This is a genomic window from Pseudophaeobacter flagellatus, assembly GCF_021228235.1.
GTDB classification, from domain to species: domain Bacteria; phylum Pseudomonadota; class Alphaproteobacteria; order Rhodobacterales; family Rhodobacteraceae; genus Pseudophaeobacter; species Pseudophaeobacter flagellatus.
On record NZ_JAJQRG010000005.1, the window covers coordinates 127252 to 143551 of the forward strand.

The 16300-nt window shown below is 60.3% G+C and carries 18 protein-coding genes; 12 read left to right on the forward strand and 6 right to left on the reverse strand.

Annotation, left to right across the window (positions count from 1 at the left end):
- Window positions 1-75 precede the first annotated feature (75 nt).
- From cyoE to LRK71_RS11450, 9 genes are all read left to right on the forward strand, one after another.
- Window positions 76-1020, forward strand: coding sequence for a heme o synthase (gene cyoE / locus LRK71_RS11410; RefSeq protein ID WP_232403755.1), 945 nt, complete (start codon window positions 76-78; stop codon window positions 1018-1020).
- 1 nt (window position 1021) lies between these two features.
- Complete coding sequence (locus LRK71_RS11415; RefSeq protein ID WP_232403756.1) at window positions 1022-1186, forward strand: cytochrome c oxidase system small membrane protein; 165 nt, start codon at window positions 1022-1024, stop codon at window positions 1184-1186.
- Entirely contained in the window at window positions 1186-1785 is a 600-nt protein-coding gene (locus tag LRK71_RS11420; protein ID WP_232403759.1) for a cytochrome c oxidase assembly protein, read from the forward strand. The genes LRK71_RS11415 and LRK71_RS11420 overlap by 1 nt, the downstream gene beginning before the upstream one ends.
- Before the next feature lie 11 nt (window positions 1786-1796).
- Window positions 1797-2609, forward strand: coding sequence for a cytochrome c oxidase subunit 3 (locus LRK71_RS11425; protein WP_232403761.1), 813 nt, complete (start codon window positions 1797-1799; stop codon window positions 2607-2609).
- A 126-nt stretch (window positions 2610-2735) separates the two neighbouring features.
- Window positions 2736-3413, forward strand: a complete 678-nt coding sequence (locus tag LRK71_RS11430) for an SURF1 family protein (protein WP_232403763.1) — start codon at window positions 2736-2738, stop codon at window positions 3411-3413.
- A 4-nt stretch (window positions 3414-3417) separates the two neighbouring features.
- Window positions 3418-4806, forward strand: coding sequence for a threonine synthase (thrC, locus tag LRK71_RS11435; RefSeq protein WP_232403765.1), 1389 nt, complete (start codon window positions 3418-3420; stop codon window positions 4804-4806).
- Between the two features lie 10 nt (window positions 4807-4816).
- Window positions 4817-6079 (forward strand): M16 family metallopeptidase, encoded by a 1263-nt coding sequence (locus LRK71_RS11440; protein WP_232403767.1) that lies wholly within the window; start codon window positions 4817-4819, stop codon window positions 6077-6079.
- Window positions 6079-6663, forward strand: a complete 585-nt coding sequence (locus LRK71_RS11445; protein ID WP_232403769.1) for a GNAT family N-acetyltransferase — start codon at window positions 6079-6081, stop codon at window positions 6661-6663. Before LRK71_RS11440 ends, LRK71_RS11445 begins: the two co-directional genes overlap by 1 nt.
- A gap of 105 nt (window positions 6664-6768) precedes the next feature.
- Window positions 6769-8190: an FAD-binding oxidoreductase gene (locus tag LRK71_RS11450; protein ID WP_232403770.1), complete on the forward strand. Its 1422-nt coding sequence runs from the start codon at window positions 6769-6771 to the stop codon at window positions 8188-8190.
- 220 nt (window positions 8191-8410) lie between these two features.
- Here LRK71_RS11450 and LRK71_RS11455 read toward each other — a convergent pair whose 3' ends face one another.
- The 4 genes from LRK71_RS11455 to LRK71_RS11470 form a co-directional block, all read right to left on the reverse strand.
- A complete protein-coding gene (locus LRK71_RS11455; RefSeq protein ID WP_232403772.1) occupies window positions 8411-8950 on the reverse strand; it encodes an adenine phosphoribosyltransferase in 540 nt (179 codons plus the stop codon).
- A 116-nt stretch (window positions 8951-9066) separates the two neighbouring features.
- Window positions 9067-10077, reverse strand: a complete 1011-nt coding sequence (locus tag LRK71_RS11460; protein ID WP_232403780.1) for a DUF418 domain-containing protein — start codon at window positions 10075-10077, stop codon at window positions 9067-9069.
- A gap of 153 nt (window positions 10078-10230) precedes the next feature.
- Window positions 10231-11094, reverse strand: coding sequence for an S-methyl-5'-thioadenosine phosphorylase (locus LRK71_RS11465; protein ID WP_232404164.1), 864 nt, complete (start codon window positions 11092-11094; stop codon window positions 10231-10233).
- A gap of 167 nt (window positions 11095-11261) precedes the next feature.
- Window positions 11262-11684 carry a helix-turn-helix domain-containing protein gene (locus LRK71_RS11470; RefSeq protein WP_232403781.1) on the reverse strand — a complete coding sequence of 141 codons (423 nt, stop codon included), beginning with the start codon at window positions 11682-11684 and terminating at the stop codon, window positions 11262-11264.
- Window positions 11685-11757: 73 nt separating this feature from the next.
- Between LRK71_RS11470 and LRK71_RS11475 the strand changes: the two genes are divergently transcribed.
- Together LRK71_RS11475 and LRK71_RS11480 are read left to right on the forward strand one after the other, a co-directional pair.
- Window positions 11758-12279 (forward strand): DUF2938 family protein, encoded by a 522-nt coding sequence (locus tag LRK71_RS11475; protein WP_232403782.1) that lies wholly within the window; start codon window positions 11758-11760, stop codon window positions 12277-12279.
- A 100-nt stretch (window positions 12280-12379) separates the two neighbouring features.
- Window positions 12380-14023: a SulP family inorganic anion transporter gene (locus LRK71_RS11480; protein ID WP_232403784.1), complete on the forward strand. Its 1644-nt coding sequence runs from the start codon at window positions 12380-12382 to the stop codon at window positions 14021-14023.
- 301 nt (window positions 14024-14324) lie between these two features.
- Here the strand turns inward: LRK71_RS11480 and LRK71_RS11485 are convergent, their stop codons facing one another.
- Both LRK71_RS11485 and LRK71_RS11490 read right to left on the reverse strand, forming a co-directional pair.
- A complete protein-coding gene (locus LRK71_RS11485) occupies window positions 14325-14966 on the reverse strand; it encodes a CatB-related O-acetyltransferase (protein ID WP_232403786.1) in 642 nt (213 codons plus the stop codon).
- 9 nt (window positions 14967-14975) lie between these two features.
- Window positions 14976-15581: a flavin reductase family protein gene (locus LRK71_RS11490; protein WP_232403788.1), complete on the reverse strand. Its 606-nt coding sequence runs from the start codon at window positions 15579-15581 to the stop codon at window positions 14976-14978.
- 94 nt (window positions 15582-15675) lie between these two features.
- Here LRK71_RS11490 and LRK71_RS11495 point away from each other — a divergent pair, with 94 nt between their 5' ends.
- Window positions 15676-16269, forward strand: coding sequence for a GNAT family N-acetyltransferase (locus LRK71_RS11495; RefSeq protein WP_232403790.1), 594 nt, complete (start codon window positions 15676-15678; stop codon window positions 16267-16269).
- Window positions 16270-16300: the final 31 nt, after the last annotated feature.

Genomic DNA, 16300 nt, shown 5'->3' on the forward strand with positions numbered 1-16300 from the left:
GCGGGCTGAAATAGGGTGGAAACTCAAAGAAATGCGCAGATCGCTGCGCATTTCTTGTCGACAAAAGGGTCAATGATGAGCGACGCAAGCATCAATGCCAGCAGCACGTCCCGCGAAGACGAGGCCAGCTTTGGCGACTATTTCGCGCTGCTGAAACCACGGGTCATGTCACTGGTGGTCTTTACCGCCTTTGTCGGCCTGCTGGCGGCGCCGGTTGGCGTGCATCCGGTGATCGGCTTTTGTGCTGTCTTGTTCATCGCCATTGGTGGCGGGGCCTCTGGCGCGCTGAACATGTGGTGGGATGCCGATATCGACCGGGTGATGAAGCGCACCAAATCGCGCCCCATTCCGGCGGGCAAGGTTGAAGCCGGCGAAGCGCTTAGCTTGGGACTGGCGCTGTCGGGGCTGTCGGTGATCATGCTGGCACTGGCAACCAATGTGCTGGCCGGGGCCTTTCTGGCCTTTACCATCTTTTTCTACGTGGTGGTCTATACCATGTGGCTGAAGCGGGTGACGCCACAGAACATCGTGATCGGTGGCGCTGCGGGGGCCTTTCCACCCGTTATCGGCTGGATCGCGGCCACTGGCAGCATGTCGGTCGAGCCCTGGCTGATGTTTGCCCTGACCTTCATGTGGACGCCGCCGCATTTCTGGGCGCTGGCCCTATTCATGCGTTCGGATTACGATGATGCAGGTGTGCCGATGCTGACGGTGACCCATGGGCGCCGCTCTACACGGGTTCATATTCTCGTCTATACGATCCTGCTGGCTGTTCTGGCCGTTGGTACCGCGTTTTCCGGCATTGGCGGACCGATCTATCTGGCCGTCTCAGTGGTGATGAACGCGCTGTTCCTGCTGGGTGCCTGGAAAATTTCCCGCCGCAACGAAGACAACTCTGAAGCCGATAACTTCAAGGCAGAGCGCGGCTTCTTTAAGCTGTCCTTGCTCTATCTGTTTTTGCACTTTGGTGCCATTCTGGTGGAAGCAAGCCTGAAACCCTATGGACTGGGAGGCTGGTAAAATGGCTTTGAATAAAGAACACGACCTTCACAAACGCCGCTTTGGCCGCAATATGGGCGTGGGCCTTTTGTTGGGCAGTTTTGTGGTGCTGGTGCTGGCCCTGACCATGGTCAAGGTGACCTCGAACGGGTTTCAGTTTCCGCAGGAACAGGGTGCACAGGACTGATGGCGATGCAGGGTCCACAAAAGACGGTTCTGCAACTGGTGGCCGTTGTTATCACCATGGGCGCTCTCTCCTGGGCTTCGGTGCCGTTTTATGACTGGTTCTGCCGGGTCACGGGCTTTGGTGGTGTCACAGGTGTGGCCGCGCGCGGTTCTGACACCATCTTGAACGATACCGTTACGGTGCGTTTTGACGCCTCCAAGGCGCGCGACTTTGCCTGGGAATTCAAACCCGTGCAGCGCGAAATGGAGATCCAGATCGGTGAAACCGGCCTGGCATTCTATGAAGCCTATAATCCAACGGACCGGCCTATCGCAGGCCAGGCCTCTTACAATGTGACGCCCTATTCCGCAGGTGCGTTCTTTGAAAAAATCGACTGCTTCTGCTTTACCGAGCAGGTGCTGCAACCGGGGGAACGGGTGGAAATGCCCGTAACCTTCTTTGTCGACCCGGAAATTGTTACCGACCGGGACGGAAAATTCGTGCATACGATCACGCTTTCGTACACGTTTTATGAAATCGATCTGCCCGAGGGCTATGCCGCCCTCGAGACCGGGGAAAACACCGGGGCAGATCTTACCACGAACCAGGCCGATGGGTGAGGGACACTTAAATGGCGCACGCTAAAAATCACGATTTTCACATTCTGCCTCCATCGATTTTGCCGCTTATGGCGGCTGTTGGTGGCTTCATCATGCTCTTTGGGGCAGTTCTCTGGATGCACGGCATCACTGCCTGGATGTTCTGGATCGGCTTGGTTGCCGTCCTGTACACGGCCTTTGACTGGTGGTCCAAAATGGTCGTAGAGGCCCGCGAGGGCGATCATGCCCCAGTGGTACGGATTGGTCTGCGCTACGGCTTCATCCTGTTTGTGATGTCCGAAGTCATGTTCTTCTTTGCCTGGTTCTGGTCGTTCTTCAAACATGCGATCTACCCGATGGAGACCTATGTCGGCACTGAATATGTTGCCCCTGCGATCCATGCTGTGGATGCGTTCCATCTGCCGCTGATGAACACGCTGGTGCTGCTGCTTTCGGGCTGTGCCGTTACCTGGGCGCACCATGCGCTGGTGCATGACAATGACCGCAAGTCACTGGTACAGGGCCTGGCCATCGGCATCGTTCTGGGCGTCTTCTTTACCCTGTTGCAGGCCTATGAATATTATGAACTGCTGGCGCATGAGGGCTGGAAGTTTGGCGAGGATGAATTCTACTCGAACTTCTTCATGGCGACGGGCTTCCATGGCTTCCACGTTCTGCTGGGCACCATTTTCCTTACCGTCTGTCTGATCCGGGCGATGAAGGGCGATTTCACCCCTGAACAGCACGTCGGTTTTGAAGCCGCAGCCTGGTACTGGCACTTTGTCGATGTTGTCTGGCTGTTCCTGTTCTTTGCCGTCTACCTCTGGGGTGCCCCTGTCATGTAATCTGGCAGCTGTACCCGGTCGAATGTACCGGGTACATGTTTGAGGTTTTAAAACCCGGCAACAGACCGTATCAAGCACAGCGCATGGGGAAACTCATGCGCTGTTTTTTATGGCAACAGGACTGACATGCAGCGATTGGTTTTTCTTTCCGTCATTGGCGGGCTTGGCCTGGCGGCCTTGCTGAGTCTGGGCATCTGGCAGATGCAGCGCCTGGCCTGGAAAGAGGCGGTCCTGGACCAGATTGAAACCCGTATTGCGGCGGATCCGGTGGCCCTGCCTGCCGATGTGAATGAGGCCCGCGATAAATACCTGCCGGTGCGGTTGGAGGGGGAAATCCTGCCGGGCGAGTTGCATGTCTTTACCAGTATCAAGGATCTGGGCGCGGGCTATCGGATCATTGCGCCCTTTGTCACCAGTGATGGCCGTCGAGTGATGCTGGATCGCGGCTATGTGCCCGCCAGCGCCAAGACCAAGGCACGCCCCATTGGCGCTGCGGCCTTGGTGGGCAACCTGCACTGGCCGGATGACACCGATGATTTCACCCCTGCACCTGAGCTGGAGGCCAATATCTGGTATAGCCGGGATGTGGCCCAAATGGCCGAGGCGCTGAACAGCGCGCCTGTGTTGCTGGTGCTGCGCGAGGCTCCGCCAGAGCACAGCGCTATCCGGTTGATGCCGGTGGGCACCGCCTTGATTCCCAATGACCACTTGCAATATGCGATCACCTGGTTTTCGCTGGCCTTCATCTGGGCCGCGATGACCGCCTCTTTCCTATGGCGCTCAAACGCTAAATCAGAAGGTTGAAGCGATGAAATATGTCTCTACCCGTGGCCTGGCGCCCGAACTGTCATTCGAAGACGCGATGCTGACCGGGCTGGCCCGTGATGGCGGGTTGTATGTGCCAGCCGAAATCCCACAGATGAGCCAGGCAGAGATCGCAGCCCTTGCCGGGCTTTCCTATGAGGAAACCGCCTTTCGGGTGATGCGCCCCTTCCTGGGCGACTGTTTTACAGATGAAGAGTTCCGTGGCATCATTGCGCGGGCCTATGCCGGGTTCGACCACCGCGCCCGCGCGCCGCTGAAACAGCTGGCCCCGAACCATTTCCTGCTAGAGCTGTTCCATGGCCCGACGCTGGCCTTCAAGGACTTTGCCATGCAGTTGATTGGCCAGCTGTTTCAGGTGGCGCTGGAACGGCGCGGCGAGCGGGTGACCATTGCCGGGGCGACCTCGGGCGATACCGGGTCCGCCGCGATGGAGGCCTTTCGCGGCCTCAGCAATGTTGATGTCTTTATTCTCTATCCGCATGGTCGCGTGTCCGAGGTGCAGCGGCGCCAGATGACCACGCCTGCCGACAAGAACGTCCATGCTCTGGCGCTGGACGGCGATTTTGACGATTGCCAGGCGCGCGTCAAAGATATGTTCAATGATTTTGAGTTCCGCGACGGGGTGAAGCTCGCCGGGGTGAATTCGATCAATATCGCCCGGGTGCTGGCGCAGGTGGTCTATTACTTCTCTTCTGCCGTCAGCCTTGGCGCGCCCGCCCGCGAGGTGAGCTTTACCGTGCCCACTGGCAATTTTGGGGATGTCTTCGCCGGCTATATCGCCAAGCAAATGGGCCTGCCGGTCAAGGATCTGGTGGTTGCCACCAATCAGAACGATATTCTGCACCGCTGCCTGAGCGGGGCCGGCTATCACAAGGGTGACACCGTGCCCTCGATCTCTCCGTCGATGGATATTCAGGTCTCGTCAAACTTTGAACGCGCCCTGTATTTTGCCTATAACAAGGACGCAGGCGCGGTGGCGCAGTTGATGGAAGAGCTGAAGTCGGGCGGATTTGAGGTGAGCCAGGGGGCCATGCAGGCCCTGTCCGAGACCTATAAATCGGGTCGCGCCTCCGAGGCAGAAACCCTGGAGACGATCAAGTCTGAACTTGCCGCCTCAGGAGAGTTGCTGTGTCCGCATGGTGCCGTGGCGGTCAAGGTCGCTGCCGAGCAGCGCGAATCCGAGGTGCCGATGATTACCCTAGCCACCGCCCATCCCGCCAAATTCCCTGCCGCCGTCAAAGAGGCCTCTGGCCTTCATCCGGCCCTGCCTGAACGGATGGCGGATCTGTTTGAACGCGACGAACGGGTCAGCCAGATCGCCAATGACCTTGGCGCCATCGAATCCCATATCAGAAAGAACATCACAGAGTGAGAAACAAACAGTGAGCGTCCAGCAACATCAACTTGCCAATGGCTTCCGTCTGGTGACGGAGTCCATGCCAGGGCTGCAATCCGCCTCTATCGGGATCTGGGTCACAGCTGGCGGGCGCAACGAGCGGCTGGAGCAAAACGGTATCGCCCATTTCCTTGAACATATGGCGTTCAAGGGCACCAAGCGGCGGTCTGCGTTGCAGATCGCCGAGGCGGTGGAAGATGTCGGTGGCTACATCAACGCTTATACCAGCCGCGAGGTCACGGCCTATTATGCGCGGGTGCTGAAGGATGATGTGCCGCTGGCGCTGGATGTTCTGGCTGATATCCTGCGCAACCCGGTGTTTGATCCGCGCGAAATCGAGGTAGAGCGCGGCGTGATCCTGCAAGAGATCGGCCAGGCGCTGGATACGCCGGATGATGTGATCTTTGACTGGCTGCAGGAAGAAAGCTATCACAACCAGCCCCTGGGGCGCAGTATCCTTGGTCCGGCAGAACGGGTCAGTGCCTTTAGTCGCGAAGACCTGACGCAGTTTGTTGATGAACACTACGGGCCAGAGCAGATGATCCTTTCTGCTGCTGGCGCTGTGGATCATGCCACTCTGGTGAAATTGGCCGAAGATCTGTTTGGCGATATGGTGTCCCGTCCCAGCCGGGTGATGGAACCGGCCCATTTTACTGGCGGCGAGTCACGCCATACAAAAGAGTTGGAGCAGGCACATTTTGCCCTGTCTTTTGAAAGCCCAGGCTATCGGGACGATGCGATCTATACGGCGCAGATCTATGCCGGTGTTATGGGCGGGGGCATGTCCAGCCGCCTGTTCCAGGAGGTGCGCGAGAAACGCGGGCTGTGTTATAGCATTTTTGCCCAGGCCGGCGCTTATGCTGATACCGGCAGCACCACGATCTATGCGGGGACTGCGGGCGATCAGCTGGAAGAACTGGCGCATATCACCATTGATGAGATGAAGCGTGCAGCCCAGGATATGAGTGACGCCGAGGTTGAACGCGCCCGTGCCCAGATGAAGGCAGGCATGCTGATGGGGCTGGAAAGCCCGACCAACCGGGCTGAACGTCTGGCGCGTCTGGTGCAGATCTGGGAACGGGTGCCGCCGCTGGAGGAAACTGTCGCCCTGATTGATGCGGTCACCACCGAGGATGTGCGCCAGATGGCCGAAGGGCTTGCCCTGCGCGCCCCCGCAGCCATGGCGCTCTATGGTCCGGTTTCGGGCGCCCCCAGCCTTGCCGCGCTGCAGGCGCGTCGTATCGCCTGATGCTGCTGAGCCGTCGCAAACTCCGACTTGAAACAGAGCGCCTGACGCTGCGCCCGCCGGTGCATTCGGATTTTCAGCCCTGGGCAGCGCTGCGGTTGAAAAGTCAGGCCTATCTTACCCCCTGGGAGCCAGCCTGGGCGGCGGATCATTTGGGGCGCAAATCCTTTACCAATCGGGTCTATTGGGCGCAGCGCTCGATCTCTTCTGGAACGGCGCTGCCACTGTTTCTGATCCGGCGCGAAGATCAGGTGATCGTCGGGGCGATCACCCTGGACAATATCCGGCGTGGACCGGCGATGGCGGGAACGCTGGGATATTGGACGGGTCAGCCCTTTGGCCGACAGGGCTACATGCGTGAAGCCATAGGCACTGTGGTGCACTATGCCTATGGCAAGCTCGATCTGAGCCGGATCGAGGCGGCCTGCCTGCCTGAAAACACCGCCTCGCGCGGGTTGCTGGAAAAATCCGGCTTTAAATACGAAGGCGTGGCGCAGTCCTATTTGCAGATTGCCGGGCGCTGGCGCACCCATGTATTGTACGCGGCGCTGCGTCATGATCGCCGGGGGCGAACCCAGGTCGGTTGAGTGGGTTTGCAGCCACCCGGTGAAATCGCACAGCTGCCGGGCCGAGTTGCCCATGATCTGGGCCAAGAGGCTTGCCATCGGGCGCCGGATTGGGGATGCAGGGGGATGACATATAAATCCGCTGATGCTGTCTTTGCTGCTACCCTCTCTGCTGCGCTGCCAGAGGGGGTGCTGTGCCCATGTGAACCGCGATATCTGGAAGAGCCACGTGGCCGCTATCAGGGGCAGGTGGGGCTGCTGGCCAAGCCGACCTGCACCGACCAGGTTGCCACCCTTGTGCGCGCTGCCAATAACGCCCGTGTGCCGGTGGTGCCCTATGGTGGCGGCACCGGGTTGGTTGGCGGACAGGTCATGCCCGACGGGGCTGCGCCCTTGTTGATCTCGCTGGAACGCATGGCGCGCATCCGGGCTGTCTATCCACAGGAAAACGTTCTGGTGGCCGAAGCCGGTGCCATTTTGGCCGATGTGCAACAGGCAGCCCTGGCGCAGGACCGGCTGTTTCCGCTGTCTCTGGCAGCCGAAGGCACGGCGCAGATCGGCGGCAACCTGGCCACCAATGCCGGCGGGGTCAATGTGCTGCGCTATGGCAATGCCCGTGATCTCTGTCTCGGGCTTGAGGCCGTGTTGCCAAATGGCGAGATCTGGAACGGGCTGAGCCGCCTGCGCAAGGACAATACCGGCTATGATCTGCGCAACCTGCTGATCGGCGCCGAGGGGACTTTGGGCGTGATCACCGCAGCCACAGTTAAGCTGGCGCCAATCCCGGCCCGGCAGGGAGTTGCGGTCTTTGTTGTGCCAACGCCTGAGGCCGCCATTGCCCTGTTGGCCCTGGCGCGTGATCGCCTGGGCGAGGGGGTGAGCGCCTTTGAGCTGATGCACCAGCAGGGGCTGGCCTTTCTGGCAGAGCACCTGCCACAGCTACGCCAACCCTTTGCCGAGCCGCCCACCTGGTCGGTGCTGATCGATCTGGGGTTGTCGCGCGGGCAAGATCCGGTTGCGGCTCTCACAGACCTGTTTGAAGCGGCGCTAGAGGCGGGGCTGACCGAGGACGGGGTAATCGCGCAATCGCAAACCCAGGCGCAGGCGCTCTGGGCGATGCGGGAACAGATACCCGAGGCCAACCGCATGGTCGGCTCGATTTCCAGCCATGACATTTCGGTTCCGATTTCGCAGATCCCTGATTTCATCCAGGCCGGCGGTGCGGCAATTTCCGCCCTGGGCGAGGGGGATATGCGGGTCAACTGCTTTGGGCATCTCGGCGATGGGAACCTGCACTATAACGTCTTTCCGGGCCTAGGAAAATCGCGCGCAGACTACGAACATCTTGCCGCAGCTGTCAAACGCAGGGTGCATGATCTGGTGCAGGAACGGGGCGGTTCTTTCAGTGCCGAACATGGGGTCGGCCGGATGAAAGTTGCCGACCTGCAGCGCTATGGCGATCCGGTGAAACTGGCAGCGATGCAGGCGATCAAACAGGCGCTGGACCCCAATGGGATCATGAACCCCGGTGCGGTTCTGCCACTGTAGCGCGTTTGATACGGCCCTGCGAGGCAGCAAAGGGGGGCTCCCGCGTAGCCCGTACTCTTCCTGAGGAAGGATGGCCACTTGGGCCCGGCGCCGCGCATCCGCGCGGCGCGCCTTTATGGCTGTTCCAGCCATAAAGGCCATGCCCAACGGGAAGTTCTCCATGTTGATGGAGGCCTGACGGGCGGGAGGGCACCGCTGCGTCAGGGACAGGGATGTGAGGTTACTCGCCCTCGAATTCGCATAAGACGTGCACATCCATTCCCATGTTTTCCAGAACCTTGCGGCCACCTAGATCGGGCAGATCAACGATAAAGGAGCAGGAAATGATTTCCCCGCCCAAGCGCTCGATCAGTTTGATCCCGGCAGAGGCGGTGCCGCCCGTGGCCAGGAGGTCATCAACCACGAGAACCTTTTCGCCTGGCTGAATGGCATCTTCATGGATCTCGACGATGGCTTCGCCGTATTCCAGCTTGTAGTCTTGGCTAATGGTGCGGCCCGGCAGCTTGCCCTTTTTGCGGATGGGCACAAAACCGACGCTGAGCTGGTGAGCAATGGCTCCTCCCATGATAAAGCCCCGCGCCTCAAGCCCGACGACCTTGTCTATCCGCTCACCGGCATAGGGGTGCAGCATCTGGTCGATGGCCATGCGAAAGCCACGCGGATCAGCAAAGAGCGTGGTGACATCGCGGAACATGATGCCCTCGTGGGGGAAATCAACAATGGTGCGGATATAGTCTTTGACGGCTGTCTTCTTTGGCATGGTTCGGCTTTCTGTTATTGGCAGATGGTATCGTAGGGCGCGCCTTCAGGCCAACAGGGTTTGGCTGATGTGGCGGATGCACGCAAGGGGGCGGGGTGCGGCGCATCCCCATCGGGTCACCGAAATACCCGGGTTGTCAGGCGCATCAGGCTTTCCAGCGGGCCGCGTCTGGCAATGAGGGCCCAAAGCCAGCTCACCAGCATGGAGAGCGCACAGAAGCCAAGGCTGTAGCCAAGAATCTGTTGCGGGGTGAGACTGCCATCCAGCTGCCCTAGGGCCTCCAGCGTGCCCATGCCCACCAGTATATGCGCAATATAGAGGCTCAGCGCGATCCGTCCCGGCGCGGCCAGCCATTCGCCCAGGCCAAGCCGATCCAGCGTTGGGGTGACGCGCAGCACAAGGCCCAGGATCAGTGCGGCACTGCCGCTGGCCGCGAGGATGTAGAACGGCCCCGGCGGTAGCGACGCGGTGCCGAGAACTGCGGCCAGATCCGGAACTTGTATCATCTGGCCGGGAAGGCTGGCGAGCAGGGCGCAGGCGCCCCCCCAGAGGACCAGCCGGTTCTGAACTGCTTTTTGCCCCAGATCCTGCCGCCCGATCCACATACCAATAAAGACAAAGCTGACCCAGGGAAAAACCGGGTGCCAGCCATTGAAGAAGGCGTGGCGCAGAAATCCTTCCAAGGTCCAGAACTCGGCGTAGCTCAGGTTATTCCAATCCCAATGCGCCTCATAGTCCAGCAGGAACAGTCCCAGAAGGCCAATCACTACAGCGCCAAGCGCGGCGGCCAGCAGGTGGCGGGGGGCGGCGTTCACAAAGGGCAGGGCGAGCAGAAAATACAGCGCATAGAAATGCAGAATATCCGCCTCGAACACCTGCAGGTTCAAGAGCCCCAGCGCAAAGAGAACCCCGGCCCGTGCCAGGATTTCGCGTTTTCTGCTTGTGCCCATGGTCAGGCCAATTCCGGCCAGTACAACAAAAAGCGCCGCGGCACGGCCCTCTAGGTTATTGGTCAGCAGCGAGGCAAAATCCGGCCCAGCAGTGACCTGCGCTGCAATCCTGAAATTCACCAGAACCATGCCGCAATAGGCTAGAAACCGTGCAATATCCAATCCATTTTGGCGCATGTGGTGCTCTCTCAAATTTGTTTGATAACTATGAATGCGTCGTATCACGACGCCGTGAAGCTACCTGTCTAATGAAGGTGCGGGCGGCGAAATAAAAAGGGGGCAGGCCAAATGGTCTGCCCCCAGTTGCAAAAAGCTGCCTGTTGGTGTTGGTCAGCCCAGCACCCGGCCCGCCACCGCATCCAATTTTGCCAGCAAGGCCGGATCGCGTTTTTCGGGGGCGGTCATCACGGCGAATTCCAGCGCCCGGTCGCAGCCCTGCGGGCAGGGGGCGCGTGTTGCCCCCAAGAGCGCGGGCAGGTGACGCACCAGCGCGCGGGCATGGCTGGAATTGCCCTGTAGCGTGGCCAGAATGTCGCTGATATCGACAGCCCCGTGATCAGGGTGCCAGCTGTCGTAATCGGTAACCATGGCGATGGAGGCATAGCATAGTTCGGCCTCACGTGCGAGCTTGGCCTCGGGCATGTTTGTCATGCCAATCACATCACAGTCCCAGCTTTCGCGGTAGATTTTGGATTCTGCTATCGACGAGAACTGCGGCCCCTCCATGCAGAGATAGGTACCGCCGCGATGCACCGTTACGCCTGCCGCGCGGGCGGCCTGTTCGGCCGCATCGGACAGGCGGGCACAGGTGGGATGGGCGACGCTTACATGGGCGACGCAGCCGGTACCAAAGAAGCTCTTCTCGCGGGCAAAGGTCCGATCAATGAATTGATCGACGATGACAAAATCCCCCGGCGCCATTTGCTCGCGGAAGGAGCCGCAGGCGGAAACAGAAAACACATCCGTCACCCCAAGCCGTTTCAGCGCGTCGATATTGGCGCGGTAGGGAACTTCGGTTGGCGAATGCACATGGCCGCGTCCATGACGGGGTAAAAAGGCCATTTTTACCCCGTCCAGCTGCCCGGTGAGGATCTGATCCGAGGGTGCGCCCCAGGGGGTTTCAACCGAGGTCCAGCTGGCATCCTGCAGCCCGTCGATTTCATAAATGCCGGATCCGCCGATCACGGCGATCATGGTATCCTGTGTCACGCGTCTTGCTCCTGTTGTATTTGGTTGGTTTTTGCTCTGCCTGCCGGGGTGGGGCTTTGCTGTTGTGCCCGTTGATTTGTGCCTGTCTGGCGGGGGTTTGACAACTGCAGCGGCCACTGTGTCGGATGGCTGGCGGTCCGTGGTGGCGCGGCCTATGGGGGGCTGCGATCGGGCTGCAGCAGGGTGCTGTCCATCATCTTGCGAAAGGTCGGGCATTGGGAATGGCGCGGCGCCTTGCAGCGGGCGACATGACGTAGGGCACGCGACAGGATGGTCAGTTCGCGTATGCGCTGGTCAACTTCCTTTGCGCGGCTGAGCAAGCGGTCCCGATCAAGGGTAAAGTCCGCCTGCGCCGCACTGGCTGGGCCAAAGATGTTGGCAATATCACTCAGCGAGAACCCGGCCCGCTGCCCCATGGCGATCAATGCCAGACGGTCCAGCACCGAGGCATCATATTGCCGACGCAGCCCCTTGCGGCTGTCGGCGGCAATCAGGCCCAGCTCTTCATAATAGCGCAGGGCAGAGGGCTTCAGACCAGCCCGTGCAGCCACATCGGCGATATCCATCGATTTCATCTTGACCTCAAGCTCGCTTTAATTTGCAAACAAGACACCTGTTACAATCATCCGTCAAGAAAAGGAGTTTTGGATGAGCGGGTTTTATCTGGAAATGGGGCGCATTTTGTTGGTGGGGCTTATCGCGACGGGGTTTATGGATCTCTGTAACGTGCTGCGCAGTCGCCTGTTGCACGAGAAATCCATGGATTGGGCCCTGGTGGGGCGCTGGCTGGGACAGGTTGCGCAGGGCCACTGGGTGCTGAAGGACCCAAAGACCGCCCCGGCGCAGTCCTTTGACCGGGCCCTGGGCTGGCTGTTTCACTATGTTGTCGGCGTTGGGCTGGCGGGGGCGATGTGGCTGCTGCTGGGGCGTGCGGCATTGGCAGAGCCGCAGCTGCTGGCGTGCCTTGGTTTTGGTGCGCTGACCGTGGTGATCCCTATGACAACCCTGCAGCCGGGGCTTGGGCTGGGGCTTGCGGCGCGCAAACTGCCCAACCCCTGGGCCGCGCGTCGACGCAGTTTACTGACCCATGTCAGCTTTGGGCTGGGGCTGTATTTTGCGGCAGCTGCTGTGGCCAGTGTTCAGACCAGTGTCTTGGCCTGGCCGATCTGATCGGCCAGGTCGCCACCAGCGGCCCCAGCCCTTGTGCCATTGGCGAAATTCCGCTAGGGGCGGGCAGCGAACAAAGCTCCTCCAATCACAGGTATCCCCCATGAGACGCGCCGCCATGGCCCTGCTGGCCAATCATATATCCCCGCCGAACCTTTCAATCATGCAGGACGAAGGCTGGTCCGTTGCTCGGGTGCGCACCGAGATCTTGTCGGGTTTCACAGTCTCGCTGGCCCTGGTGCCCGAAGCGGTGGCCTTTGCCTTTGTCGCCGGGGTGCACCCTCTGGTTGGGCTTTATGCGGCGTTTATGGTTGGGCTGGTAACAGCCTTGATTGGCGGGCGCCCGGGGATGATTTCTGGCGCCACCGGTGCGCTGGCCGTGGTCATGGTGGCGCTGGTGGCCCAGCACGGGGTTGAATATCTTTTTGCCACCGTGGTTCTAATGGGCATTTTGCAGCTGATCGCCGGGGTGATGCATTGGGGGAAATTCATCCGTCTGGTGCCGCATCCGGTGATGCTGGGCTTTGTGAATGGTCTGGCGATCGTGATTTTCCTGGCGCAGATGACGCAGTTCAAGGTGCCCGGCAGTGGTGGCGCCGAGTGGCTGTCTGGCCTGTCGTTGATGTTGATGCTGGGGCTGGTAGGGCTGACCATGGCAATCATCTGGGCCACGCCCAAGATCACCTCGATCATTCCCGCGCCGCTGGCCGGGATTGGTATCGTGGCCGGTATTGTGATCATCTTTGGCTTGGATGTGCCGCGGGTGGGGGATATGGCGTCGATCAAGGGGGCCTTGCCCTCGCTGCATAATCCCTTTGGCCAAGGGCTGGGCATCTACGGGGATATGCTGGCACCGTTCAATCTGGAAACACTGAAGATCATCCTGCCCTATGCGGTGATCCTGGCCGCCATTGGCCTGATCGAGAGCCTGCTGACGCTGAACCTGGTGGGGGAAATCACGGGCAAGCGGGGCGGCGCCAGTCAGGAATGCATCGCCCAGGGCACCGCAAATGTGATCACCGGCTTCTTTGGCGGCATGGGTGGTTGCGCCATGATTGGTCAGTCGATGATCAATGTGAAATCGGGTGGCCGGACCCGGATTGCCGGTATTGTGGCCGCGCTCTGCCTGTTGTTGTTCATTGTCGTGGCCTCGCCACTGATCGAGCAGATCCCGCTGGCGGCGCTGGTCGGTGTGATGTTCATGGTGGTGATTGGCACCTTTGCCTGGAACAGCTTGAAAATCATGACCAAAGTCCCGCCGATGGATGCCTTTGTGATTGTCCTGGTGACTGTCGTCACCGTAATGAGTGACCTCGCCATTGCGGTTGTGGTTGGGGTGATCGTCTCGGCGCTGGCCTATGCCTGGAACAATGCACGCCGTATTCATGCCATTACCCGCGAATCCGAAAGTGAGGAAGGCGCCAAGGTCTATGAGATCGAAGGGCCGCTGTTCTTTGGCTCTACCGATGGCTTCATCGAGCTGTTCGACGTGGAAAATGACCCCGACAAGGTGATTGTCGAGTTTGAACGCAGCCGGGTTGTGGACCAGTCCGCGTTGCAGGCAATCGAGGCCATCGCCGGCAAATATGAGGCGGCAGGCAAGACCTTGATGCTGCGCCACCTCAGCCGGGATTGTCATGAGTTGCTGGCTAAGGCCGGCCATCTGATGATCGATAGTGATGATGATCCTGAATATCAGGTCGCGGTGGATTATTCGGTGAAAACCGGCATTCTGGGCGGTCACTGATCCAGCGGCCACCCGGCCAGTTTGTTATGCGGTCGCGCCCCTGACGGGGCGCGGCTGTTTTGTTTGTTTGGGGGCTCGGATTCACCCAAGCAGCATCTGCTGCTTGCGGCCTCTCCTCTTTTCTTGCCTATGCCTGGCAGATCGGTGCCCGGCGCGACAAGCATAATAGCCGCATCCCCGCCCCGATGGGGCGCGGAGCCTCGGCGATTTGGCCTGCACTTCGGACGCCGATCTGCACTGCTTTGGGCAAGACGAGGATGGCTCCGAAGCAGCAGGTCAGGGGTGGCGCGGGGGGGGCGGGTCAGTCGGGGGCGAGGCTTTCCAGCATTTCCAGATCACCCGACAGCAGGGCCGGTTCGGCGCGCGCCAGCAGCTCTTGTGGCCAGTGCCACCATTTCAGCGACAGCAGCCGCGCGATCTGCGGTTTTGGAAAGCGAAAGCGGGCAACAATGGCGGGGTTGCCTGTCACAATCGCATAGGGCGGTATGGTGCCGCGCACGACCGCGCCCGCGCCGATGATGGCGCCATCGCCGATCCGGGCCCCGGGCAGGATCATCGCGCCATAGCCAATCCAGACGTCATGCCCGATTAGCGTGTCGCGGATATCTGGCTGAAAATCGGCCATCTGGGCCGGATCAAACACCGGGAAGGGATAGCAGCTGATCCCCTCTTGGGCGTGATTGGCAGAGGCGGTGATAAAGCGTACGCCATGAGCGATCTGGCAAAACCGGCCAATCACCAGCCGTTCACGCGCGCCGGCAAAGAGATAGGGGGCAAGATGGCTGGCCCAATCCCGCGGTGGCTGAAAATCGGAGGCATAGCTATAGTCCCCAATCTGGATATTGGGGTGCGAAATCACACGCGACAGCATGACTGTTCCGGCATGGGGCTGGCCATCTGGCAAGACAATCGGGTTGCGCAGGGCCGGGTTGGGCAGGGGCATCAGAAATCCTTAGTCATCAGGGCGTGCCAGTGAGAAGACCTCTCGGATCACGCTATAGTCACGATAGCCCATCCGGGCCAGCGGTTGGAATGTGGTCACATCAAAGATGCCATCGCGCAGGCAGTCGTCGCGCAGATGAATGCCGGTGACCTCGCCAAAGGCGACCCGGTTGGCCGCGCCCGGCAGGGTGACGATCTGGGTGAGCCTGCATTCCAGCGCCGCTGGGGCGTCGGCGATTCTGGCGCAGTCAATCGTGTCGCAGTCTACAGCCGTGAGGCCGGCATGGTCGAATTCGTCCACCTCTTTGGCCAGCGCCTGAGAGGTGGTATTCATCGCGTCGCGCATTTCGTAGGCGACAATGTTGACGCAAAAGACGCCGGTTTCCTCGATATTTGCCAGGCTGTCCTTGGTGCCGGGCTGGTCGTCCTTGCTGCCGGTCGAGGCAAACATCACCTGCGGCGGCGTATAGGCAACGCCATTGAAAAAGGAGTAGGGCGCCAGATTGTCCTGTCCGTCGGCGGCGCGTGAAGAGATCCAGCCGATCGGGCGCGGCGTGATCAACGCGTTAAAGGGGTTGTGGGGCAGCCCGTGGCCGTCTTCGGGGCGATAGAACATGACGCGTCTCCAATTGTTTGCTCCAGACTTACGCCCGTGCTAGGGCGAATTCCAGCCCCGAGAGGTGCGGGCAAGCGCGCGGAGGTCAAGTGGCGTGATCGAACTGATGGCAGAGCAACCTGATGATCGCTGGGAGGTCGAGGCGCTTTATGACCTGTGCTTTGCGCCGGGGCGCGAGGCGCTGTCGTCTTACCGCCTGCGCGATGATGTGCCCCCGGTGCCGGGGTTGAGCCAGGTGGCCCGTGATGAACTGGGTATTCTGGCGGGCGCGATCCGGTTCTGGCCTGTCCATATTGAATGCTGTGACCCGGTGCCCCAGGTTTGCGATTCCCAGGCTGTTGCCCGGCAAGCCACCAATGCCGAAGATGCGCCGAATACCCGTGTCACCGCGCTGCTGCTCGGGCCGGTTGCGGTCCATCCCACCCACCAGGGAGAGGGGCTTGGTGGCTCTCTTATTCGTGACAGTCTGGCCAAGGCGGCAGAGCATGGCTGGCAGCGGGTGATGCTGGTCGGCGACGCGCCCTACTACCAGCGCTTTGGGTTTCGCCGCCTTGCGGGGGTCGAAATGCCGCCGCCGACCAACCCGGATCGGGTGCTGGGCTTGGCTACGGATCCGGGGGCCTGGCAGGGGGTTTCCGGGCGGGTGGTTCGCTGGGAAGCCGCTGGCGCCCCCCTGTCCAGGCCTTGAAACCCGTGCCCTGCGGGCCAATCTTTTCTTA

Excerpts from the sequence above, each read along its gene's own strand:
- cyoE (WP_232403755.1), top strand. The coding sequence starts at position 76 with ATGAGCGACGCAAGCATCAATGCCAGCAGCACGTCCCGCGAAGACGAG.
- LRK71_RS11425 (WP_232403761.1), top strand. The coding sequence starts at position 1,797 with ATGGCGCACGCTAAAAATCACGATTTTCACATTCTGCCTCCATCGATT.
- LRK71_RS11445 (WP_232403769.1), top strand. The coding sequence starts at position 6,079 with ATGCTGCTGAGCCGTCGCAAACTCCGACTTGAAACAGAGCGCCTGACG.
- LRK71_RS11475 (WP_232403782.1), top strand. The coding sequence starts at position 11,758 with ATGAGCGGGTTTTATCTGGAAATGGGGCGCATTTTGTTGGTGGGGCTT.
- LRK71_RS11465 (WP_232404164.1), bottom strand. The coding sequence starts at position 11,094 with ATGATCGCCGTGATCGGCGGATCCGGCATTTATGAAATCGACGGGCTG.
- LRK71_RS11420 (WP_232403759.1), top strand. The coding sequence starts at position 1,186 with ATGGCGATGCAGGGTCCACAAAAGACGGTTCTGCAACTGGTGGCCGTT.
- LRK71_RS11430 (WP_232403763.1), top strand. The coding sequence starts at position 2,736 with ATGCAGCGATTGGTTTTTCTTTCCGTCATTGGCGGGCTTGGCCTGGCG.
- LRK71_RS11470 (WP_232403781.1), bottom strand. The coding sequence starts at position 11,684 with ATGAAATCGATGGATATCGCCGATGTGGCTGCACGGGCTGGTCTGAAG.
- LRK71_RS11490 (WP_232403788.1), bottom strand. The coding sequence starts at position 15,581 with ATGTTCTATCGCCCCGAAGACGGCCACGGGCTGCCCCACAACCCCTTT.
- thrC (WP_232403765.1), top strand. The coding sequence starts at position 3,418 with ATGAAATATGTCTCTACCCGTGGCCTGGCGCCCGAACTGTCATTCGAA.
- LRK71_RS11415 (WP_232403756.1), top strand. The coding sequence starts at position 1,022 with ATGGCTTTGAATAAAGAACACGACCTTCACAAACGCCGCTTTGGCCGC.
- LRK71_RS11450 (WP_232403770.1), top strand. The coding sequence starts at position 6,769 with ATGACATATAAATCCGCTGATGCTGTCTTTGCTGCTACCCTCTCTGCT.
- LRK71_RS11480 (WP_232403784.1), top strand. The coding sequence starts at position 12,380 with ATGAGACGCGCCGCCATGGCCCTGCTGGCCAATCATATATCCCCGCCG.
- LRK71_RS11460 (WP_232403780.1), bottom strand. The coding sequence starts at position 10,077 with ATGCGCCAAAATGGATTGGATATTGCACGGTTTCTAGCCTATTGCGGC.
- LRK71_RS11455 (WP_232403772.1), bottom strand. The coding sequence starts at position 8,950 with ATGCCAAAGAAGACAGCCGTCAAAGACTATATCCGCACCATTGTTGAT.
- LRK71_RS11485 (WP_232403786.1), bottom strand. The coding sequence starts at position 14,966 with ATGCCCCTGCCCAACCCGGCCCTGCGCAACCCGATTGTCTTGCCAGAT.